General features: G+C 55.5%; 13 protein-coding genes and 1 tRNA gene. 5 read left to right on the top strand and 9 right to left on the bottom strand.

Annotated features, from left to right (window positions below; genetic code table 11):
* Positions 1-412: 412 nt before the first annotated feature.
* The 3 genes from ribA to VAE55_RS02540 are packed head-to-tail and all read right to left on the bottom strand — an operon-like array spanning position 413 to position 3,152.
* Positions 413-1,021 carry a GTP cyclohydrolase II gene (gene ribA / locus VAE55_RS02550; RefSeq protein ID WP_322814251.1) on the bottom strand — a complete coding sequence of 203 codons (609 nt, stop codon included), beginning with the start codon at positions 1,019-1,021 and terminating at the stop codon, positions 413-415.
* Positions 1,022-1,023: 2 nt separating this feature from the next.
* Entirely contained in the window at positions 1,024-2,235 is a 1,212-nt protein-coding gene (locus tag VAE55_RS02545) for an MFS transporter (protein WP_322814250.1), read from the bottom strand.
* Positions 2,232-3,152, bottom strand: a complete 921-nt coding sequence (locus tag VAE55_RS02540) for a 1-acyl-sn-glycerol-3-phosphate acyltransferase (protein WP_322814249.1) — start codon at positions 3,150-3,152, stop codon at positions 2,232-2,234. Before VAE55_RS02540 ends, VAE55_RS02545 begins: the two co-directional genes overlap by 4 nt.
* Before the next feature lie 168 nt (positions 3,153-3,320).
* Between VAE55_RS02540 and VAE55_RS02535 the strand changes: the two genes are divergently transcribed.
* From VAE55_RS02535 to VAE55_RS02525, 3 genes are all read left to right on the top strand, one after another.
* The gene (locus tag VAE55_RS02535; protein ID WP_322814248.1) at positions 3,321-3,932 is read left to right on the top strand and encodes a 2Fe-2S iron-sulfur cluster-binding protein; all 612 of its coding nucleotides are present in this window, start codon (positions 3,321-3,323) and stop codon (positions 3,930-3,932) included.
* A 460-nt stretch (positions 3,933-4,392) separates the two neighbouring features.
* Positions 4,393-5,127 (top strand): PIG-L deacetylase family protein, encoded by a 735-nt coding sequence (locus VAE55_RS02530; RefSeq protein ID WP_322814247.1) that lies wholly within the window; start codon positions 4,393-4,395, stop codon positions 5,125-5,127.
* Between the two features lie 48 nt (positions 5,128-5,175).
* Positions 5,176-5,250 (top strand) — tRNA-Lys (locus VAE55_RS02525).
* Between the two features lie 94 nt (positions 5,251-5,344).
* On the opposite strand, the gene VAE55_RS02520 is transcribed toward VAE55_RS02525, so the two are convergent.
* The 3 genes from VAE55_RS02520 to VAE55_RS02510 form a co-directional block, all read right to left on the bottom strand.
* Positions 5,345-5,698 carry a hypothetical protein gene (locus tag VAE55_RS02520; RefSeq protein ID WP_322814246.1) on the bottom strand — a complete coding sequence of 118 codons (354 nt, stop codon included), beginning with the start codon at positions 5,696-5,698 and terminating at the stop codon, positions 5,345-5,347.
* 1,124 nt (positions 5,699-6,822) lie between these two features.
* The gene (locus tag VAE55_RS02515) at positions 6,823-7,803 is read right to left on the bottom strand and encodes a fructose-bisphosphatase class II family protein (RefSeq protein ID WP_322814245.1); all 981 of its coding nucleotides are present in this window, start codon (positions 7,801-7,803) and stop codon (positions 6,823-6,825) included.
* 18 nt (positions 7,804-7,821) lie between these two features.
* Positions 7,822-9,933: a SulP family inorganic anion transporter gene (locus VAE55_RS02510; protein WP_322814244.1), complete on the bottom strand. Its 2,112-nt coding sequence runs from the start codon at positions 9,931-9,933 to the stop codon at positions 7,822-7,824.
* A gap of 140 nt (positions 9,934-10,073) precedes the next feature.
* Between VAE55_RS02510 and VAE55_RS02505 the strand changes: the two genes are divergently transcribed.
* Positions 10,074-11,564 (top strand): hypothetical protein, encoded by a 1,491-nt coding sequence (locus VAE55_RS02505; RefSeq protein ID WP_322814243.1) that lies wholly within the window; start codon positions 10,074-10,076, stop codon positions 11,562-11,564.
* A gap of 161 nt (positions 11,565-11,725) precedes the next feature.
* Positions 11,726-13,681 carry a hypothetical protein gene (locus VAE55_RS02500; protein ID WP_322814242.1) on the top strand — a complete coding sequence of 652 codons (1,956 nt, stop codon included), beginning with the start codon at positions 11,726-11,728 and terminating at the stop codon, positions 13,679-13,681.
* A gap of 357 nt (positions 13,682-14,038) precedes the next feature.
* On the opposite strand, the gene VAE55_RS02495 is transcribed toward VAE55_RS02500, so the two are convergent.
* From VAE55_RS02495 to VAE55_RS02485, 3 genes are all read right to left on the bottom strand, one after another.
* Positions 14,039-15,223, bottom strand: a complete 1,185-nt coding sequence (locus VAE55_RS02495) for a Xaa-Pro peptidase family protein (RefSeq protein ID WP_322814241.1) — start codon at positions 15,221-15,223, stop codon at positions 14,039-14,041.
* Between the two features lie 610 nt (positions 15,224-15,833).
* Positions 15,834-16,103 (bottom strand): hypothetical protein, encoded by a 270-nt coding sequence (locus tag VAE55_RS02490; RefSeq protein ID WP_322814240.1) that lies wholly within the window; start codon positions 16,101-16,103, stop codon positions 15,834-15,836.
* A gap of 26 nt (positions 16,104-16,129) precedes the next feature.
* Positions 16,130-18,478, bottom strand: coding sequence for an FtsK/SpoIIIE family DNA translocase (locus VAE55_RS02485; protein WP_322814239.1), 2,349 nt, complete (start codon positions 18,476-18,478; stop codon positions 16,130-16,132).
* Positions 18,479-18,665 lie beyond the last annotated feature (187 nt).

Genomic DNA, 18,665 nt, shown 5'->3' with positions numbered 1-18,665 from the left:
GTCTCGTCGTTGCGTGCCTGTTCGTTGCTCATCAGCTCCACCTCGTCATCTGACTACTGCTCAGTATGTCATCTTAGTGGTCTGACTGTCCAGGCTATTGAATTTGTGAAAAATCTGCTGTATAATATAGACTGCTCAGTATGTCATCTTAGTGGTCTGACTGTCCAGGGGGGCAGTATACGGGTTCTGAACTCGCCCCTACGGACGGTGCATGCGCCCGTTCGTATTGCCGTACAAAGGATGCGTCAAATGAGGGGAGGCGAATGGATACGTCTTGGATCGCATGCCAGGCATTGTATTTTTCAGATTTGATATAACGTAACCATTCTTGCCAGCCCACAAAGACAGTTGTCGTAAGACTGCCTCTCGATACGCGGGAATGTCTTTCAGTAACGCTATGTACTATCTCGCGCTACAACAAACGGCTATCGAGCAAATGCCCCATCCGTACCTGTTTTGCCAGCAGGTAGGCAGCGCTGTAGTTGTTCACCGGCATTTGGAGCGGTACGCGCTCGGTTACAGCAATGCCGTGCTGTTCAATGCCGGTGATTTTGGCAGGGTTGTTCGTTAGCAGGCGCACGCTTTTGATCCCAAGATCGGTCAGGATGGCAGCGGCGACGCGGTAATCGCGCATGTCGTCGGGGAGACCGAGGGCGCGATTGGCGTCAACGGTATCCAGTCCTTGTTGCTGGAGGGCATAGGCGCGAATTTTGTTTACTAATCCGATTCCGCGCCCCTCTTGTCGTAAATACAGGAGGACACCGCGCCCTGCTTGTTGAATAGCGGTAAGCGCCGCTGCCAGTTGTTCACCACAATCGCAACGGTGCGAGCCAAAAATATCGCCAGTCAAACATTCGGAATGGAGACGAGTCAGAACCGGTTCCGGCGTGTGCAGCGGGCCGCAGGTCAATGCTATCTGTTCTTTCTGCTCTGCGTCGAGATAGATCACAATCTGAAAGTGACCGAAGCGGGTTGGTAAGTCAGCCATAGCAGCACGGGTGATGGAAAAAACCGTTGTCATATCTAAGCCTCTGAGTCTTCAATTAGATGCAATGAACTGGTGGTAACCGGCTTTGGTTGCATGAAGGTTAGTACTGTAATCAGCCATGCACCGAGTAGCATCAAGCTTCCAATGAGATAGGGAGCATCGGGGCCGATTTGGTCGAAGATGAAACCGAAGCTCAACGGGCCGATCACCAGGGCGATGCTGATCAGGGTCTGCATGCCGCCGAGAATGGCTCCCTGGCGACGATCACCGGCCCGGAGCGAGATCAGGCTTGTCAGGGCGGGAACTGCTAATCCCATGCCGGTTGCAAACATGGCAGCAATGGGAAAGAGCCGCCAGCTTTCATTGTGCACCAGCCCCACGAGGGCAAAGCCGAGAGCCATCAAACCCAGTCCGCCACCGGCAAGGTGCCTCTCACCGAGCAACGGTTGCAGCATCCTGAGCAGGACTCCCTGGGTAATCACGGCGCACAGACCAACGAATACGAAGAGGACGGCATTTTGTTCTGGTCCCCAGCCAAAGCGGGTCATGGTGAAGTAAGCAACGTTATTCTGTAACCCGGCGAAGGCGATGTTGAGGATGACAACTGCGCCGAGAAGCGGACGTATTTGCGGTAGGAGTAGAACAGTCGCGGCTGCTACAAAGGGGGTTGTCAGCCGCACCGGTTGGATGCGTCGCCGATTGGGTGGCAGGGTTTCGGGCAGGGCGATGGTTGCCCAGAGTGCATTAAGGAAGGCAATCGTCGCCGCTACCGCAGGTGGTAGCGCTAATCCATACTGACTCAGCAACCCGCCGATAGCCGAACCGCCGATTAGTCCCAGGCCGAAGGCTGCTCCCAGCAACCCAAATCCTTGTGCGCGTCGCTCTGCGGTGGTGGTATCGGCGATATAGGCCTGCGCTACCGGCATGCTCGATCCGGCTGCGCCACCCAGCGCGATGGCCAGGATGACCAGCGGCAGTGAGCCGGCCAGCGCCAGACCGAGGTAGGCTACCGCTGAACCAAACAGGCAGATCAGTAAGACAGGTCGGCGTCCGATGCGGTCAGAGAGGGTGCCCAGGAGTGGTGCTGCCAGTAATTGCATCGCTGCATACAACGAGCCAAGCAACCCGATCACTGTGGCGTCGTTTACCCAGGTTTTGACGATAAAAGGCAACAACGGCATGATCAGGCCGTACCCTAACATATCGACCAGCACAGAACCGGCGACGATGACATGGTGCCGACTCACGGTGTTCTCCTTTGCGCGGCGCGAGCCTGGTAGATAGATCGCCGGGCAGTGTGAAGGACGGTTGCACGCATCTGATGGTCGGCCCGGCAGGGAGTGCTGAATTGAATGCGCACCGGTGTGGTCGCCAGATGGGGCCATAACACCTGAAGAATGGCTGCCAGCCAGCGCCGGTCATCTGGATTACGATGCAGCAAGGTTAATGGGTGATGCAGAGCTGCCTCGGCAAGAACATTACTGACAATCGCAGTCACGACCGGTACGCCACCGGCGATCCGGCCAAAGAGATCAAGACTGGTTGACCAGTCTTCCAGACTGGCACTGGCAGTGTCATCGTGAGCCGGATCGGGTTCAATCCGTCCGGCAGGAAACGTCAAAACAGCACCACCCTGCTGCAAATGACGTAAAGCAGTTCGCAGTGCATTCATCCGGTGTTGAGGGGTAGTACCGATGGGGATGATTGCTGCTGCGGTATTGGGGAGTGTACGCAACAGCGGGCGGGCGATGGCGATGATTTTGAGATCATTTCGGTTGAGCGCAGTGATGAGTGCCGCAGCGTCGAGGAGGCCAGGATGGTTGGCAACGATGAGTAATGGCCCCTGGGCAGGTGGTTGTGGTCCTACGATGTCCAGGCCAGGTGCAAAAAGTGAGCAGATCCAGGCGCAACCAGCCGGTAATCCAGCCTGACCAACCAGTGCATCGAATGTCAGTAACTGGCGAGCAAAGCGTAGGGCCGGTGGGTGGGCCAGCACGGTAGCCAGCCCGTACAACCACGGTGGTTTGTTGATACCAAAACCACGCAACATGTCGGCAGTGTTGAGCCAGGTCAGGTCGGCCAGCGCAGACGATAAAGACGCGCCAGAGGCAGTGTATTGTTCAACACGGACAGCATTTGTCCGCTGAGTTGTCGATAACGCCATACTGAGCAACTATGACTATCAGATGGGCGCTTGTAGCGCACCGGTCATCGGGCAACAATGCCACACGGCACCGTATAGTATTTCCACTCATATAGATATCATACCACTATATTAAGCCAAAATCGCGTTACAATGAATATACACACTTTTTGCTAAAGGAGAACAGGTATGGCGACAGTCATTGTGAACGATGTCGAAATGACGGCTCGTCCCGGTGAACGCATTCTCGATATTGCACGTCGCAACAGTGCGCACATCGGATTTGTCTGTGATGGTACCGGTTTTTGTCAGACCTGCAAGGTGCGGGTACTAGCAGGAGCTGAATTTCTCAGCCTGCCAAACGACCGCGAAAAAATCTGGCTCTCAGATGCACGTCTCCAGGAAGGATGGCGTCTCGGTTGCCAAGCATCAGTACGCGGCAAAGGGCCGATTGCGGTGATTACCAACGCCGAGGAATTGCGGCGCCAGGCGTTTGCAGTCATCAACCCACCTGCCGGCTCTAGCGTGGCAACGAATGTCAGTTCGTTGATCACCAATCTCACGCAACAGAGTGTTGATCAACTGGCCGGCTATCCGTGGAATATGCTTAATGCGATCTCGACAATTGGGTTAGGCCGCATCCTGAATCCCTGGCAATCAATGGAGCGTTTCAATCAGTGGTTGACCGATATTGGGAAGGTTGTAGAGCAGACTCTCAATTCGCCGGCACCGGCTCCGCCGAGTGACCCGCTGGCACGGGTGCGGGCAGCCGCTGCTGAGGTACGGCGGGCGAGTGAATAATTGATCTGGGTGGCGTTGTTGCAAGTTAATAGCGCCCGCCCATGTTATATTAATCCAAGTTGCTACCTTACGTCACCATAGCGGTGCGGGACGTTGAGCGCGACGGGGGGAGGGGTGGAACACGGATGGAAGCGGGTTAAGCGGATGCACGCGGATAGATCGTCACCCACGGTGCTCCCTTCTATCACCACAGCGACACGGCGGATGGGCATACCAGATGTGCGTGACGTAGTGCGTCTACGAAACTGGTTGCGATCCACCCGATGCATACCGGTCAGGTACGCTGCACGATGTGGTAGGTAGGTTCGTGCTGTTCATTATCGCCGGTAGTCTTTCGTGGCCTGCTCACAGGGTAGGTGGCAACTTAAGTTATGTTATTGGCTACTGACATCGGTGATCGTGATGTGTCAAAAGTCATGGTATGCTACTTATCAGCACAACAACCTGATGAGGAGTTACCATGCAGCAAACACAGAGCGAACCAAAAACAGCATTAGTCGTTGTTGCCCATCCTGACGACGCCGAATTTGGTTGTGGTGGCACGCTGGCAGCGTGGGCGGCGGAGGGCTGGGAAATTACTCTGGTGGTCTGTACCGATGGCAGTGGTGGTGGCCCCGATGATGCCACCGATGTTGGTCCGGCGGCCCGACGACGGATCAGCGAAATACGCAAGGCTGAGCAGCAGGCTGCGGCGAAGGTGCTTGGCCTTAAAGAGGTGATATTTCTCGATTACCCCGACGGTATGCTGCAACCGACGCTTGAGTTGCGGCGTGATATTGTGCGTCAGATCAGGCGTATCCGGGCGCAGCGCGTTGTCTGTCAGTCGCCAGACCGAGTGTGGACACCGCAATATTCGATTCCGCGCTTTCATCCCGATCATCTGGCAGCCGCTAACGCGACTCTGGCAGCGGTCTATCCAGCAGCGCAAAACGGCTGGGATTTTCCCGAATTACTGGCCGAAGGCTATCCGCCGAGCAAAGTGCGTGAAGTCTATATTACCGGCGCACCGGTGTTAAACTTTGCGGTAGACATCAGCGCTACCATCGAGCAGAAACTGGCTGCGTTGCGTTGCCATGTCTCGCAGTTGGGCACCGATCAGACCGAACTGGCCGGGTGGGTACGGCAGTGGGCTGCCGAGCGTGGACAAGAGTTTGGTCTCCCACTGGCCGAGGCGTTTCATCGCGTCGAGAATTGAGCGTATGTATTTGACGCTAACGCCAGATTCGGCTATACTACCCCTGGAGGGCCGGTAGCTCAGCGGTAGAGCACCTGACTTTTAATCAGAGGGTCGTGGGTTCGATCCCCACCCGGCTCACCAGCAAAGCCTGATGTCATGATGATATCAGGCTTTTGTATTTATTGTTGGTATGCCGTCAGAGTAACCAGTCAGTTCGGTTTCTTGCTCATCTGGATTAGAAGGTGAGAACCTGATACCCTTCTACAAGCAAACGCCGGATACTGGGATGGTCTTCATACTCACTCAACAACTTGATCTGAGCGTGAATGAGTCGGTCGCGAACATGAAAGGCATTGGCGCAAAAGCTGCACGCTCCGCTAATCCGGTCGGCGACGGCACGGTACAATTCGTGGCGGCGATGACCTGGATCGCTTAATGTTGCTAATCCCTCTGTGCCGGCTCCGTCGAAGATGATGATCACATCGTCTCCCGCTTCTTTCAGCTCTTTAGCGGTTTCAAGGGCATTGACCAGTCGTCCCAACCCTTCGTGTGATTCTGTTCCGGCTAGCACCAGTATTGCTACTTTCATCGGAGCTTCCTTTGCTCTGTGTTCAAGGGTCCTCAATCAGTGTACAACACGAATACAAGACTAGAACCTATTTCAAAAAACATCTAATAGAAGTTATCTCATTCATTGCCGACCGATGCCATGATCGTGACGAGAACACCCTGTATCCACGTGACCAGCGGGGTCAACGACCTGACACGTGCCAGATCGTGAGCACGGCTGGCGCGGCAGCCATGCTGCCGCACTCCAAACGTCGCGACACATGGATGATGAGCGAGCAAGGCAACCAATCCAGCGCGTGATAGCACCTGAGATGGCTATTCGAGCGCGACAGTACAACTTTATTATGAAATAAGTTCTAATACCAACGGTTTGTCTTGTGCAGCGTGGGAACAATGATTGAACCATTTGCTGTACCGTAACTTTACAAATATTTCTCAATCATAGCACATTCAGACTGATCACGCATCTGGTGTGGGAGTAGGAAATAGGAAGTAGGAAGTAGTGGGTGGGAAGCGAGAAATGCGGATGCAGCGAGGGGGCATCAGGTGAGGATGTAGATGTCAGATGTGCTCCTTGGGGGAAGATTTGCTGCACCGGTGGTGACACACGGCTGGGCGTCCATTTTATGCACTAGCAGGTCAGTCACTTGTGACGAGATACCAACGCCTGTGCAACAATGTACATCGTTCCATATTCACGCCCATGTTGAAGTGTCACCATGCACGTCACGGCCAGGTCTTTTTTGGCTTGTCGCAGGTGCGGGAGTGCCGGTGCAGCGCCTTGGATGATGTGATGTCATATCAAATCTTGCGCGATACATTGCTTCACTGTCTGGCATCGGATGTGCGGTGAACCGTGATCTTCCGTCTGCGATGATCCGTGGGTGTCACCTGCATGATGCTAGTGGACGGGTAGGGGCGGGTTGCGTAGGGGCGGGTTCTGAACCCGCCCCTACAGAATCGCGCGCCCTGCATTGTATGGTTCAGATTTGATATCTCGCTTGATCTGGTACCAGGTGTAATATGGACGCACCATAGGTGTGCGCTCCCAGCGGGCAGATCAGCTCTTACGCACAGCGACGCATCACCCAGGTGCGGCGTTTGGGTGACGTTGGATGGGGTGTCATGTATCTGTGGCACATCTCACCCTGTCAACAAATGCTCGGCGAAGATGATCCGACGAGTACGGGTTTCGCAGCGAAGAATCAGTGAATTGGTTTCGGCACGGTCGCCGGCCAGACGCACACCGCGCAGCAGAACACTATCGGTAATGCCGGTGGCGACGAAGAAAATCTGGTTACTGCTCACAATATCGTCACAGGTCAGGATACGTTTGGTGTCCAACCCGGCACGAGTAATTGCCTCGCGCTCGACCTCGCTCTGCGGTGCCAGACGGGCTAGCATCGCGCCACCGAGTGATTTGACGGCACAGGCGGCCAGTACGCCTTCCGGTGCACCACCAATCCCCATCAGGATGTCAACGTTGGTACCGGCAATGGTGGCCAGGAGTGCGCCGTAAATGTCGCCGTCGTCGGCCAGCATCACCCGTGCCCCGGCAGCCCGTATCTCTTCGATCAGGTAGGCATGGCGTGGCCGATCAAGTACAAAGACCACCAGATCGCGCACCGAGCGACGGGTAGCGCGTGCCACCAGGGCCAGTGTCCAACCGGCAGGTGCATCGAGACACTCCGGTACCAGGTATGGCGCTACCTGGGGGCCAACGATAATCTTTTCCATATACGCTGCCGGGTGCGGTGCCCACAACGCCCCTCGATTGGTAACGGCGGCGAACGAGACCGCACCCGCTTTGCCCTGGGCAAGTTGCCGTCGTCCGTCAACCGGATCGACGACCAGATCGGCCGGTGGCCCGTTGCCGGTACCAATCCGCATTCCCTCGGATAACGCTGTTGTTGTCATTTCACGTACCTCTTCACCCATCACAAGCCGGCCATCCAGCTCCAGATTAGCCAGGGCAGCCGCCATCGCCGTTGCGGCTGCCTGATCGGCAGCCTCAATCTCTCCCCGCCCCATCAGACGGGCAGCAGCCATGGCGGCAGCTTCGGTGGTGCGCACCAGATCAAGTCCGGTGTTTGGGCCGAGTTTTTGTGATAATGGAACTTCCATAGCTAGTCCCTGCTCTGTTCAAAACTGCTCAACCGCTTCGAGAAGATTGGCTGCTTCCCAGGCCAGCATGCCCCCTTCGAGAATATGAGGTGGTGGGTTCCGACCGGCCAGTAAGGCGGCTGCACGCAGACTACGTCGACCACTGCGACAGACCAACACGACGGGGCCAGGTGGCAACTGATCACGCTCGTGGAACAATTGTGAGAGGGGAAGATTGCGGGCACCGGGAATATGACCACGCTGGAATTCGCGCGGTTCGCGCACGTCAATGATCAGGGGTGGATGGTCGGTGTGGAGTAATTCCCACAATCGGCGTGCCGTAACCTGGACGGGGCGTTTCCCATCGAGCACGGGGATCTCAACCGGGCCGGGAAGCAGTTGTTTGGGCAGCTCCTGACATTCGCGAAAGACGCGCTGGTCGCACTCATAAATGCAGACGGCGGGGTCGAGCACCCGGTAAAACAGATATTCAATGGCTTTGTCTTCGTCGAGAAAGCGTTCGGCGCCGAGTTGTTCATAAAACCCACTGATCTGCATACGATACATCACACTGGCCCGTACCCGCACGAAGAAGAGATCACCACCGCGTACCCGCAAGACGCGCCGGATAGTTTCCAGCGCACGAATCCCACTCACATCGCACTGGTTGACACTGTGCATGCGCAAGAGCATATAGCGCGCCTGCCGTTGTCGTTCGAGCAGGTTGAGCAATTGTTCTTCCACGTGATTTACAGCGCCGAAGTAGAGATCACCTTGCAGATCAACCACCAGCAACTGCGGACACATTGGCCGTCCATAGGCTGACTCCCAATGGCGAAATTCAGTATTGGGTACCACTGCTTCCACACGCGGCATAGCCGTGCGCAATAGGTAGTAGCCAAGCGACATGAGCACACCGATAAGAATGGCGAACTGGAGTGGTAGTGTCAGGGTAAGCGTGAGTGTTGTGATCATGATCACCGCTTCACCGCGCGATCCACGCCAGATGCGAGCCATTGCACGCTGATCAACCATGCTCCACGCAGTTACGGCCAGCGCACCGGCTAAAGTAGCCCGCGGTACCTCAGCCAGAAATGGCCCCAGCACCGTTGTAGCCAAAAATACTGTGATCCCGGAGACAATCGCGGTCAGTGCTGTCTGCCCACCCGATTGATACGCCAGCGCCGAACGGTTAAACGAGCCGGAGCAGGGCATACCGGAAAAGATACCAGAGACGATATTGGCCAGTCCTTGTCCGACAAATTCCTGGTTGCTGTCGATGCGTTGCCCGCTATAGCCGGCAATCGCCCTTGCAATTGCTACTGCCTCAACCAGACCAATAATCGCTAACGCTAATGCACCATTCGCAAGATGGCCGATCAAGTCCAGGTCGAAGATGGGGAGTTGGGCCAGTGGCGGTAATCCTGGTGGCACCGGTCCCATGACGCGCACCCCCTGTGCTTTGAGATCGAGGAACCAGACAATCGGTGATACGATAGTAATACTGAGTAATACCGCCGGCACTTTGCGGGTTAAGCGTGGTGCAAGGAGAATGATAATAATCGTTGCGAGGCCAATCGCCAGCGATGGCCAGTGAATCGCATCGAGATGGGTCGCCGTTTCGGTGATGGTTGTCAGGATACCAGCACCTGGCGGAAGATCAATTCGCAAGAGTGGGCCAATCTGATTCGAGAGAATGAGAATGCCGGCTCCGGCAGTGAAGCCAACGGCCACCGCATCGGAGACAAAGTTAACCAGCATGCCCAGCCGTGCAATCCCCATCACGAGTCGGATGATACCGGCCATGACGGCAATCAGGCTGGCCGCAGTGACGAATTCAGAACTGCCGACAGTTACAATCGGCGCCAGCACCGATAAGGTGATGATAGCAGCGGTGTTGGTAGGACCACTGTTGAGATGGCTTGATGATCCCCATAGCGCTCCGACAATTGTGGCAGTCAACGCACTATACAGGCCAATAACTGGAGGCAGTCCGCCCAAAATTGCAAAGGCCAGCGATTGCGGTAACAAAACCAGCCCAACGGTTAAGCCGGCCAGAAAGTCAGCCCGCAATGTGTCAGGCGTGAAGGTACGTACCAACCGGATCGGTTGGGCGAACAAAATGGCAACTGTACGTAAATAGTCGAGCATAGAAGGCACGATTTCTGCAAATGGTACGTCCGGTAACTATCTTCACTCTGCACGGATAATCTACTAACCGACTATAATGCAGGTATGATACCCCTATTGTAGCGCTGCTTTGTAATGAACAGATAAATAAAGAGGTCTCATTGGGTTCCAGATTTGTACAATCGTCCCTCATTGATAGTAGCTCATCGCAGTTGCGATGGTTAGCTGTCATTGATCGTATTCGCTGGCTCCTGGTAGGGATAATCGGTCTATGTTTATTCGCTATCCTGTATCAACGCGGTTACGATGATCCGTACATCACCTACCGCTACGCTCATAATCTGGCTCACGGATTGGGTTTTGTCTATAACCCTGACACACCAACCTTAAGCACAACCGCACCGTTGTTTGGCCTGATCCTCACCCCGATTGCCATGCTGGGCTGGTCGTTACCACTGGCTGCAAATTTGCTTGGCTGTTTAAGCCATGCTGCCGGCGCACTGGCCCTCTGGCAATTGGGGCGGCAGTGGGGTGATACTATCACCGGTGGTAGTGCGGCACTTTTGTATCTACTCTTTCCACTGCCGCTTTCTACCCTGGGGAGTGAAACACTACCGGCAATGGCCTTGACCCTGTGGGTGTTTGTCTGGGCAGCACGCGGTCAGCACTTGCTGACCGGTCTCTTGCTGGGGGTACTGGTCTGGCTGCGCCCGGACGGTATTCTGGTTGGGCCTCTGGCTCTGCTTCTCCTGCTGACAACCGACAACAACTGGCGTCATGCGCGTTGCTGGCCGTGGCCGGCAGCGATGATCTGGATCGGAATCGTGCTCGCCGGTATGGGATTGGCGTGGGTTGTGTACGGCAGACCGTTACCGGTTACGCTTTACGCCAAACAACAACAGGCACTGATTCCCGGTTTCTACGATTTTGGTGATCGATTGTGGGTAACGTTGACGGCTCATTTTGTGCAACCAGTGTACCAGATCATCTTTGCTCTGGCCATACTGGGGCTAATCGTAAGTATTCGTTTCTGGCGCTGGTTGTTTCTGCCCGGATGGGCCGCGCTCTATGGTCTGGCGTATACATGGTTGCACGTCGCCGGGTATTTCTGGTACGTTGCCCCTCTCGCGATCGGTCTTGCCCCTCTCTTCGGGCTTGGTGTACGTTTTTGTAGTGATTGGTTGCGGCGAGTTGGCGGTATGCGCTTCATGGTGATCGGCGTTGTTGTATTGGTAGGTGGCACAACGCTCTGGCTGGGTAGTTCTGTCTATCGATTGGGTCAACAGGTCGATCAGCGACTAACCGTCTATCGTGCCGCCGGTGAGTGGCTGGCAGCCAATACCTCGCCAACTGACAGTGTGGCGACGCTGGAGATTGGTATTATCGGCTATTATGCCCAACGACCGATGATCGATTTTGCCGGCCTCTTGCAGCCCGATATTGCAGCCCGGTTGGTCCCGGGTGGGTTTGGTGAAGCTGCTCTGTATGCCATTGATCAGTACCGGCCCGCGTATCTTGTTTTGCAAGAGCAGGCTCTCCCATTGCTGCCTGGTCGTCCTGATCTTGCTACCCGTTGTCCGGTCGTCGCCGAGATACCTGATCCGCGTTACCCGGCTCCCCTGACCATCCACGGCTGTCGCTGGGATGAGTGAGGGAGTAGGTGAAAGCATTTGAAAAGTGAAGTTTGCTATCAGGTTCGTGGGAGGTGATAAAGTTTATAAACCGCTTGAGCATTTGGTTTGGGATAGTTTACATGGGTTAGGAGCAGTTCAGTGGCCACTACCAGAGTTTAAGTGTGAGAGGAATACCGACAATGAAACAATGGTCGATCATTCTCATATTGCTGACGTTACTGGTATCAACCACACCGGCAGTAGCCCAAACGGCTGTGCCGATCTGCTTTCCCGATATTCCCCTCATCGACAATTGTCTCCATCCCTCGTTTGCTGCCTACTGGCGTGATAACGGTGGTTTACCGGTCTTTGGCTATCCTATCAGTGCGCTGGAACAGTTTCGGGGTGATGACGGGCGGCTGTTGACGGTGCAGTGGACAGAACGAAACCGACTGGAGCTGCATCCCGCTAATCCACCGGCCTATCGCATCCAGATCGGGCGGATGGGGGCAGAGGCATTAGCGCGCAGTGGTCGTGATCCATTTGCCGATCCGCCCGATAACGGGCCACAGCCTGGATGCCTCTGGTTTCCCGAAACCGGTCACAATGTCTGCGATCAGGAGCCTGGCATTGGGTTTCGTTCGTACTGGCAGAACAACGGTTTGCGCATTCCCGGCTTGAGTCGCTACGCGCAGTCACTGGCGCTGTTCGGGTATCCGTTGACTGCACCGCAGATGGAGCGTAATGCGAACGGTGATCTGGTGCTGACGCAGTGGTTTGAGCGGGCACGGTTTGAGTGGCATCCGCAAAATCCGGCCCGCTCACGAGTGTTGCTGGGGCTGCTCGGTCGTGAGCTGTACACATCGCCACAACCATTGCCCGATTTGCGGAGTGGCCGGTCGGGGTTTGGTGTCGAGATTAACCGTGGTTCCGTAGCTGCTACCGCCAACCGTCTAGCCGAGCTGGGAGCAGACTGGGTGCGCTACAACGGTATCCTCTGGTCGGAGGTTGAACCAACGCCGGGCGTGCGTAATTGGGAAGTGTTACAACAGGTTGAAGCTGAATTGCAAGCCATCAGTGCTACCGGTGCTGTGCCGATGGTGATTGTGCGCGGTGCACCGACGTGGGCACAGGCGCAGCCTGATACTATCTGTGGGCCGATCCGCACCGATGCCTTACCCGCATTTGCCGCATTTCTCAGCGACCTGGTCGGCCGTTACAGTCAACCGCCGTACAATGTAAGATTTTGGGAATTGGGGAATGAACCAGATGCTCCTTTCCAGATTGTAGGCAGCACGGCGCCGTTCGGATGTTGGGGTGACGAGAGTGACGAAGAGAGCTACGGCGGTGCGGCATATGCCGCGATGTTGAAAGTCGCCTATCCGGCAATCAAAGCTGCCGATCCAGATGCACAGGTGATCTTGGGAGGACTGCTGCTTGGTTGCGCACCGGATGGCCTACCCGTAAATGGGAAGCTTTGTCGGTCCTGGCGCTTTTTCGAGGGTGTGTTACGGGCTGGAGGTGGTGATTATTTCGATATTGTGGCTTACCATGCGTATGGCTATTTCCGTGCCAATTTTGATCCTGATCGGGAGCTGCCAGGCTGGCGTGATCGAGGCGGGGCCACCTTGGGTAAGGCCGCCTATCTGCGTGAAATGATGGCACAATACGGTTATGCGAAACCATTGATGATGAATGAAGGTGCATTGCTCTGCTACCGTAGCTCGCCCACTTGTCGGCCTAACGGCTTTGAGGGAGCCAAGGCAGATGCCGTAATACGTCTTTATGCTCGAGCTATGGCGATCGATTTGCTGGCATCACACTGGTATACGCTCAACGGTCCTGGCTGGCAAGAGAGCGGTTTGCTTGATAAGGATCAGCAACCATTACCGGCCTTCCGTGCCTTTCAGTTCTTGCGCCAACGCCTTGGCGAAGCACGCTACCTGCGAGCTGTAGACATCACCGGACTGGAGGGGTATCACTTTCGTACAACCAACGGTGAGGTTCTGGTAGTCTGGAGTGTTGATGGTAACGAGCGAACATTGACCGTACCGGCAGGAACACGCGCTATCTATGATGCGACGGGTACGGCTCTGCCGATTACCTCAACGCTGACTCTCACGCTCTCACCGCGTATTGTGGTGGTGGGATCATAAGTCGATGAAGTTAAAAGGGGGGGAGGTATATCTCACCCCCTTCTGGCTACGGTCAGCCTGGAGATAATATCAAATCTGAAAAACAATCTCTGGCACGTGACTCAAGACATGCCCTTTCACCAGTTCCTCATTCGCTGTATCCCTTGTATAACAATGTGAACGGGCACGTGCCCTGTTCGTAGGGGTGGGTTCTGAACCCGCCCCTACGAACCCATCCGTATCATGAAATCGTCGCAGAGGAGACGGATTGTCACCGTTCACTGCATGTCCGGTGGCATCAGTAGCGATCTATGGTATCACTCAAGATTTGATATAACGCATCTCTCTAACCGCGCAGCGTTGAAAGGTGGCGACAACTCACCGAATTAACCATAATTCTTCTTGCGGTTGACCAATCCACTCACAACCGTCCGCCGTTACCAGAATCTCTTCTTCAAGCGAGATATAGCCGAAGCGCGTTCGTACACCCAGTTCCAGCGTCAAAACCATCCCAGCTTCGATGGTACCATACGGCCTGTCACCGTAGCGCTCCCAGCGCGGGTAGAAGCCAACACCACCGTCATGCACTGATCGGCCAACCTGATGACCGAGCGCATGGGGATATTCAGGATAACCGGCAGCGGTAATGGTCTGGCGCGCAATTGCATCGATCTCCCAACCGGCCACGCCGGGTCGTACCGCAGCGGCAGCAGCGCGAATCGCGGTCTTTACAGCATTAAACGTATGCTGCGCTTCTACTGGCGGCTCGTGTTCATCCGGTCGCAGACAGTACCAGACACGCTGATGATCAGAGCAGTAATAGTTTAGTTTGACGCCAAAATCCATGTGAAATACTTCCCCAGGCCGAACAATTTCAGCCGAGGGACCGACGTGCCCCCATGGCGAGTTGGGGCCGGCGTTGAGGCCAGGGCAATGGGCGGGGTCCCAGGCTGTGGTGGCGCCGGCAGCCTGAGTTTGCGCGTGAGCAAAGGCTGCAACTTCGTATTCGCTGACACCGGGACGCAGAAAATCACCAACTGCGGCAAAAATGCGCATACTGAGGTCAGCCGCAGTGCGCAAGCGATCCACTTCCTGGGGCGTTTTGCGGCTGCGCAATGCGGCAACAAACTGCTCGGCTGACACGAGCCGTTCCCGGTAGGGTGTATCGGCCAGATAATCACACAGATTGAGGTACATCCCATACGTTAGTCCATCAGCACTGACATCACTCCGACTGATGTTAATCCCGATCCGCTGTGGATTATATGTGGATAACAGGCGTACCAGTTCAGGGCCGATACTTTGGGTGTAGGTACGTACTTCATCAAATAAACCGGTATGGCGTACCGCTTCATCATCACCCAATCCGGTTAGCGCCAGTGCCCGACCCTGACGGGTAATCACAATTGCAGTTGGCCAGGTGAGGGAAAAATGACCGAGAAGTTTCAGGGTGGGATCGGTATGTTCGGCAGTCTCACGGACAAAGATCAGCCAGAGATCAAGGTCATACGCAGCCAGCAGCTCTTGTGCCTGATGCAACTTTTCGTGATAGTGATCCGTCATACAGCGCTCCATTTCTTATACTGGATCAGCGACACCAGTGTTATACCAAATCTTGCTCAGCCATGGGCATTGTTCAGGTGTGATCCTCGTGCTGAAGCGTTACCAGAGTAGGGGCACGGCATGCCGTGCCCCTACAATCTCCTAGCATACCAGCGCCGGCGTCCAGCGCTGCATCGTTCAGGTGCAACATCGGGGTAATAGACCGGTATGCCATCACCTCTATCTCACCAGATTTGAGGTTATCTCATTCACCCCTACAGAAAACAAGCCACCAGGCGATTCTTCAGAAGTAAGCAGTCATGCTTCCGCCTCCCTGCCGGACGTAGGCTATCGAATGACGTACCCAATACCCGTCTTACCGCTTGTATCTATCACGTGAAGTGCGTCGGCCATGCTTCCGCATTCACCGTATGTCACGCCAGGCATCTGGCACACACTAACCCAGCGGTCATGCTCGATAGCGTATGGTTACTGCCGTGATCTGGTAGCAACTCCATGGCGTAAAAACGGTAATCTGGATTGAGGAGGCAATGGGGTACCCGGCAGGCTCATATCTCTTGATCAGACATCACACTGGCTACCGGTGTCCACGTTATCGTACAACCGGCGCTTACCGCCACAGATTGTTCCAGAGGTCCTGCAACGTACTCTGCACACCGGCGATTGTCTGGCGAATGGGATCAGGGGAGAGGCGGGCATCGAGACGGGTTCGGGCATCTTCAATCACCTCGGTCAGCATCCGATGGGACTCTTCGGCGTGCAGCCGGGTGAGTAATTCAGCGTATGCATCGAGCAATTGCTCCCGGTCGGCTTTGGACGTCTCTTCCAGCAGGTTTGCCAGAATCCGCCTGGTCTTCGTGTAGAAATCCTCGATTGCCATAGCATTGTTCCTTTGGTGTTGTGCTGTTACGACGTTGCTGAACCGTTGCGCTTGAGCACTTCTCGTGAACGTCCCTCCTCGGCTGGGCCGACATACCCCTGCTGTTCGAGCAGATCGATCAATTGCTGGGCTTTTGAATAACCGATGCGCAACCGACGTTGCAACAGCGAAGCCGAGGCACGCTGGTGTTGACCCACAAGCGCAATCGCCTGCGGTAATAACTCATCCTGTTCGGCGGGAGAAAGAAACTCGGCTGGCGGTCGGAATGGCTCAGCGCCGGAAGACTCTTCAGCCGCCTTTCCTTCACCGGTGGCTGTATTCGGCTGGGCCGCAGTCGCCTCGGTCGGTGGCGCGGCATGACGCCAGAACTCAACGATCCGCTCGACTTCACGGTCGGCGACGTAAGTGCCTTGAATCCGGATCAGTTTGGCCGAGTCGGCGGCCATATACAGCATGTCACCCCGACCAAGCAGATGTTCAGCACCCGGCACGTCGAGGATCACCCGGCTATCAACCTGCGACGTGACGGCAAAGGCAATTCGTGACGGGAAGTTGGCCTTGATCAAACCGGTAATCACATCAACCGAAGGGCGCTGCGTCGCAATAATCAGGTGAATCCCGGTTGCGCGGGCCATCTGGGCCAGCCGACAGATATACGTCTCGACTTCATCGGCTGCCATCATCATCAGGTCGGCCAGCTCATCGATTACAATTACGATATAGGGCATCGGTTCCAGATCGGCCCGTTTACGCATCAACTGACGGTAACTGTCGATGTTACGACAACCGTTACGGGCAAAGATCTTATACCGCCGTTCCATCTCGCGGGTTGCCCACTTCAGGGTCGGCACTACCCGTTCTACTTCGGTAACGACCGGCGAAAGCAGATGGGGGATATGGTTGTAAACAATCATCTCGACCATCTTGGGGTCGATTAGAATGAGCTTGAGTTCATCAGGCGTATGCTTCAAGAGCAGACCACAGAGAAACGCATTAATCGCCACCGACTTCCCCGAACCGGTTGCACCGGCCACTAGCAGGTGGGGCATTTTGGTCAGATCGGCGATCACCGGCGTACCGCTCACATCTTTACCCAGCGGCAATTTCAGCCGCCCGCGGAAGGTTTCAAACTCCTCGCTGTCGAGCACCTCGCGCAGTGAAACCATGGCAATCGCACTGTTGGGAATCTCGATCCCAACTACATTCTTGCCCGGAATCGGTGCTTCAATTCGTATCGATTGGGCTGCCAGCGCCAGTGCCAGGTCGCGTTCGAGCGTCGTAATCTTGGCGACTTTCACCCCTACTGCCGGTTGCAGCTCAAACTGGGTTACCGCCGGGCCGGTATTCACCCCCACAACACGGGCTTCGACCTTAAAACTGGCCAGGGTCTCCTCGATCACCCGTGCCTTGAGTCGGCGTTCTTCATCAGTAATCCCGCCATCGACCGTGCGTTCCAGCAGCAGTTCGAGCGAAGGCAGCGGCCATGCCCGGCGTACCGGCGAAATCTCAAAGCCATCTAGCGGTTCCTGCACCACCTCTTGTACCGGTTCGGGCTTCACCGATGTAACCGGCTTTGCTGCCACCACCGGCTCTCTGGCTGGCGGAGGTAGCTCAGGCGTAGGGCGTTGGAAGAGGCTGGCTCGGGTTGGACGGGCCGCGATTGGAGTCGGCACAATATCATCACTCTCACCCTGGGGAGGTGGGGAAAACACCAGATCGACGCCACTGCGCGGCAACGTTGCCGGTGATGATTGCGAGCGTCGTGGTGCACTCCATAACACCTGCCGGAACGCGATAGTACGTTCAACCATACCCACCACCAGCTCGCGTACCGTAAGATTGAACGTGAGCAGCAGGCCGGCCAGACCGAGCGCCAGAATCACCAGCACTGCTGCGATCTGCCCAATCGCCATCTGAAGCAGTTCAAGCAGCCAGTAACCAATCCAGCCCCCACCCTCATTCATTCGATCAGCGATAAGAATGGAATGTACCGGCACTTCAAGCAGACCCAGCATGGCCAGTAATATCATTCCGGTACCTAGGACATTAGCACCGCTCAGACTGGCATCGTGCATGCGCTCTTGCCAGAGAATCGCCAGCCCGATCATGAAGAGCGTGAGCGGGACAAAAAAGACACCGGCACCGAACAGCGAACGCACGGTATTGAGATAGAGAGTTCCCAGACCACCGGCTTCGCCGGTAAAGGCAAAGATAATGGTCAGGACAGCAACCAGCATCAGCCCCAACGCGAAAAGTTCACGTTGGTGTTCGGGTCGCAAGACGATCCGCCAGCCCCCTTTCGCGCTACTTTTGCCGCGCTTCTGACTGCTCGCTCGTCGTGATCCTGTTGATTTATTACCACTGCGTGAAGCCATGGCTTTTGCTTGTAGTGCATCAAATATATGAAAATATATGCGATACGATTATAGCATATTTGTGCGAGAAAGCTACTGTCTGGGAGATTCAATTATGTTAGTCCGAGTTGCTACCTTACGTCACTACCGCGGTGCGGGTCGTTGAGCGCGACGGGGGAGGGGTGGAACACGGATGGACGCGGGTGAG

It is taken from the genome of Chloroflexus sp. (assembly GCF_034432675.1).
Taxonomy (GTDB): Bacteria; Chloroflexota; Chloroflexia; order Chloroflexales; family Chloroflexaceae; genus Chloroflexus.
This window is presented reverse-complemented; position numbering and strand designations above follow the sequence as displayed.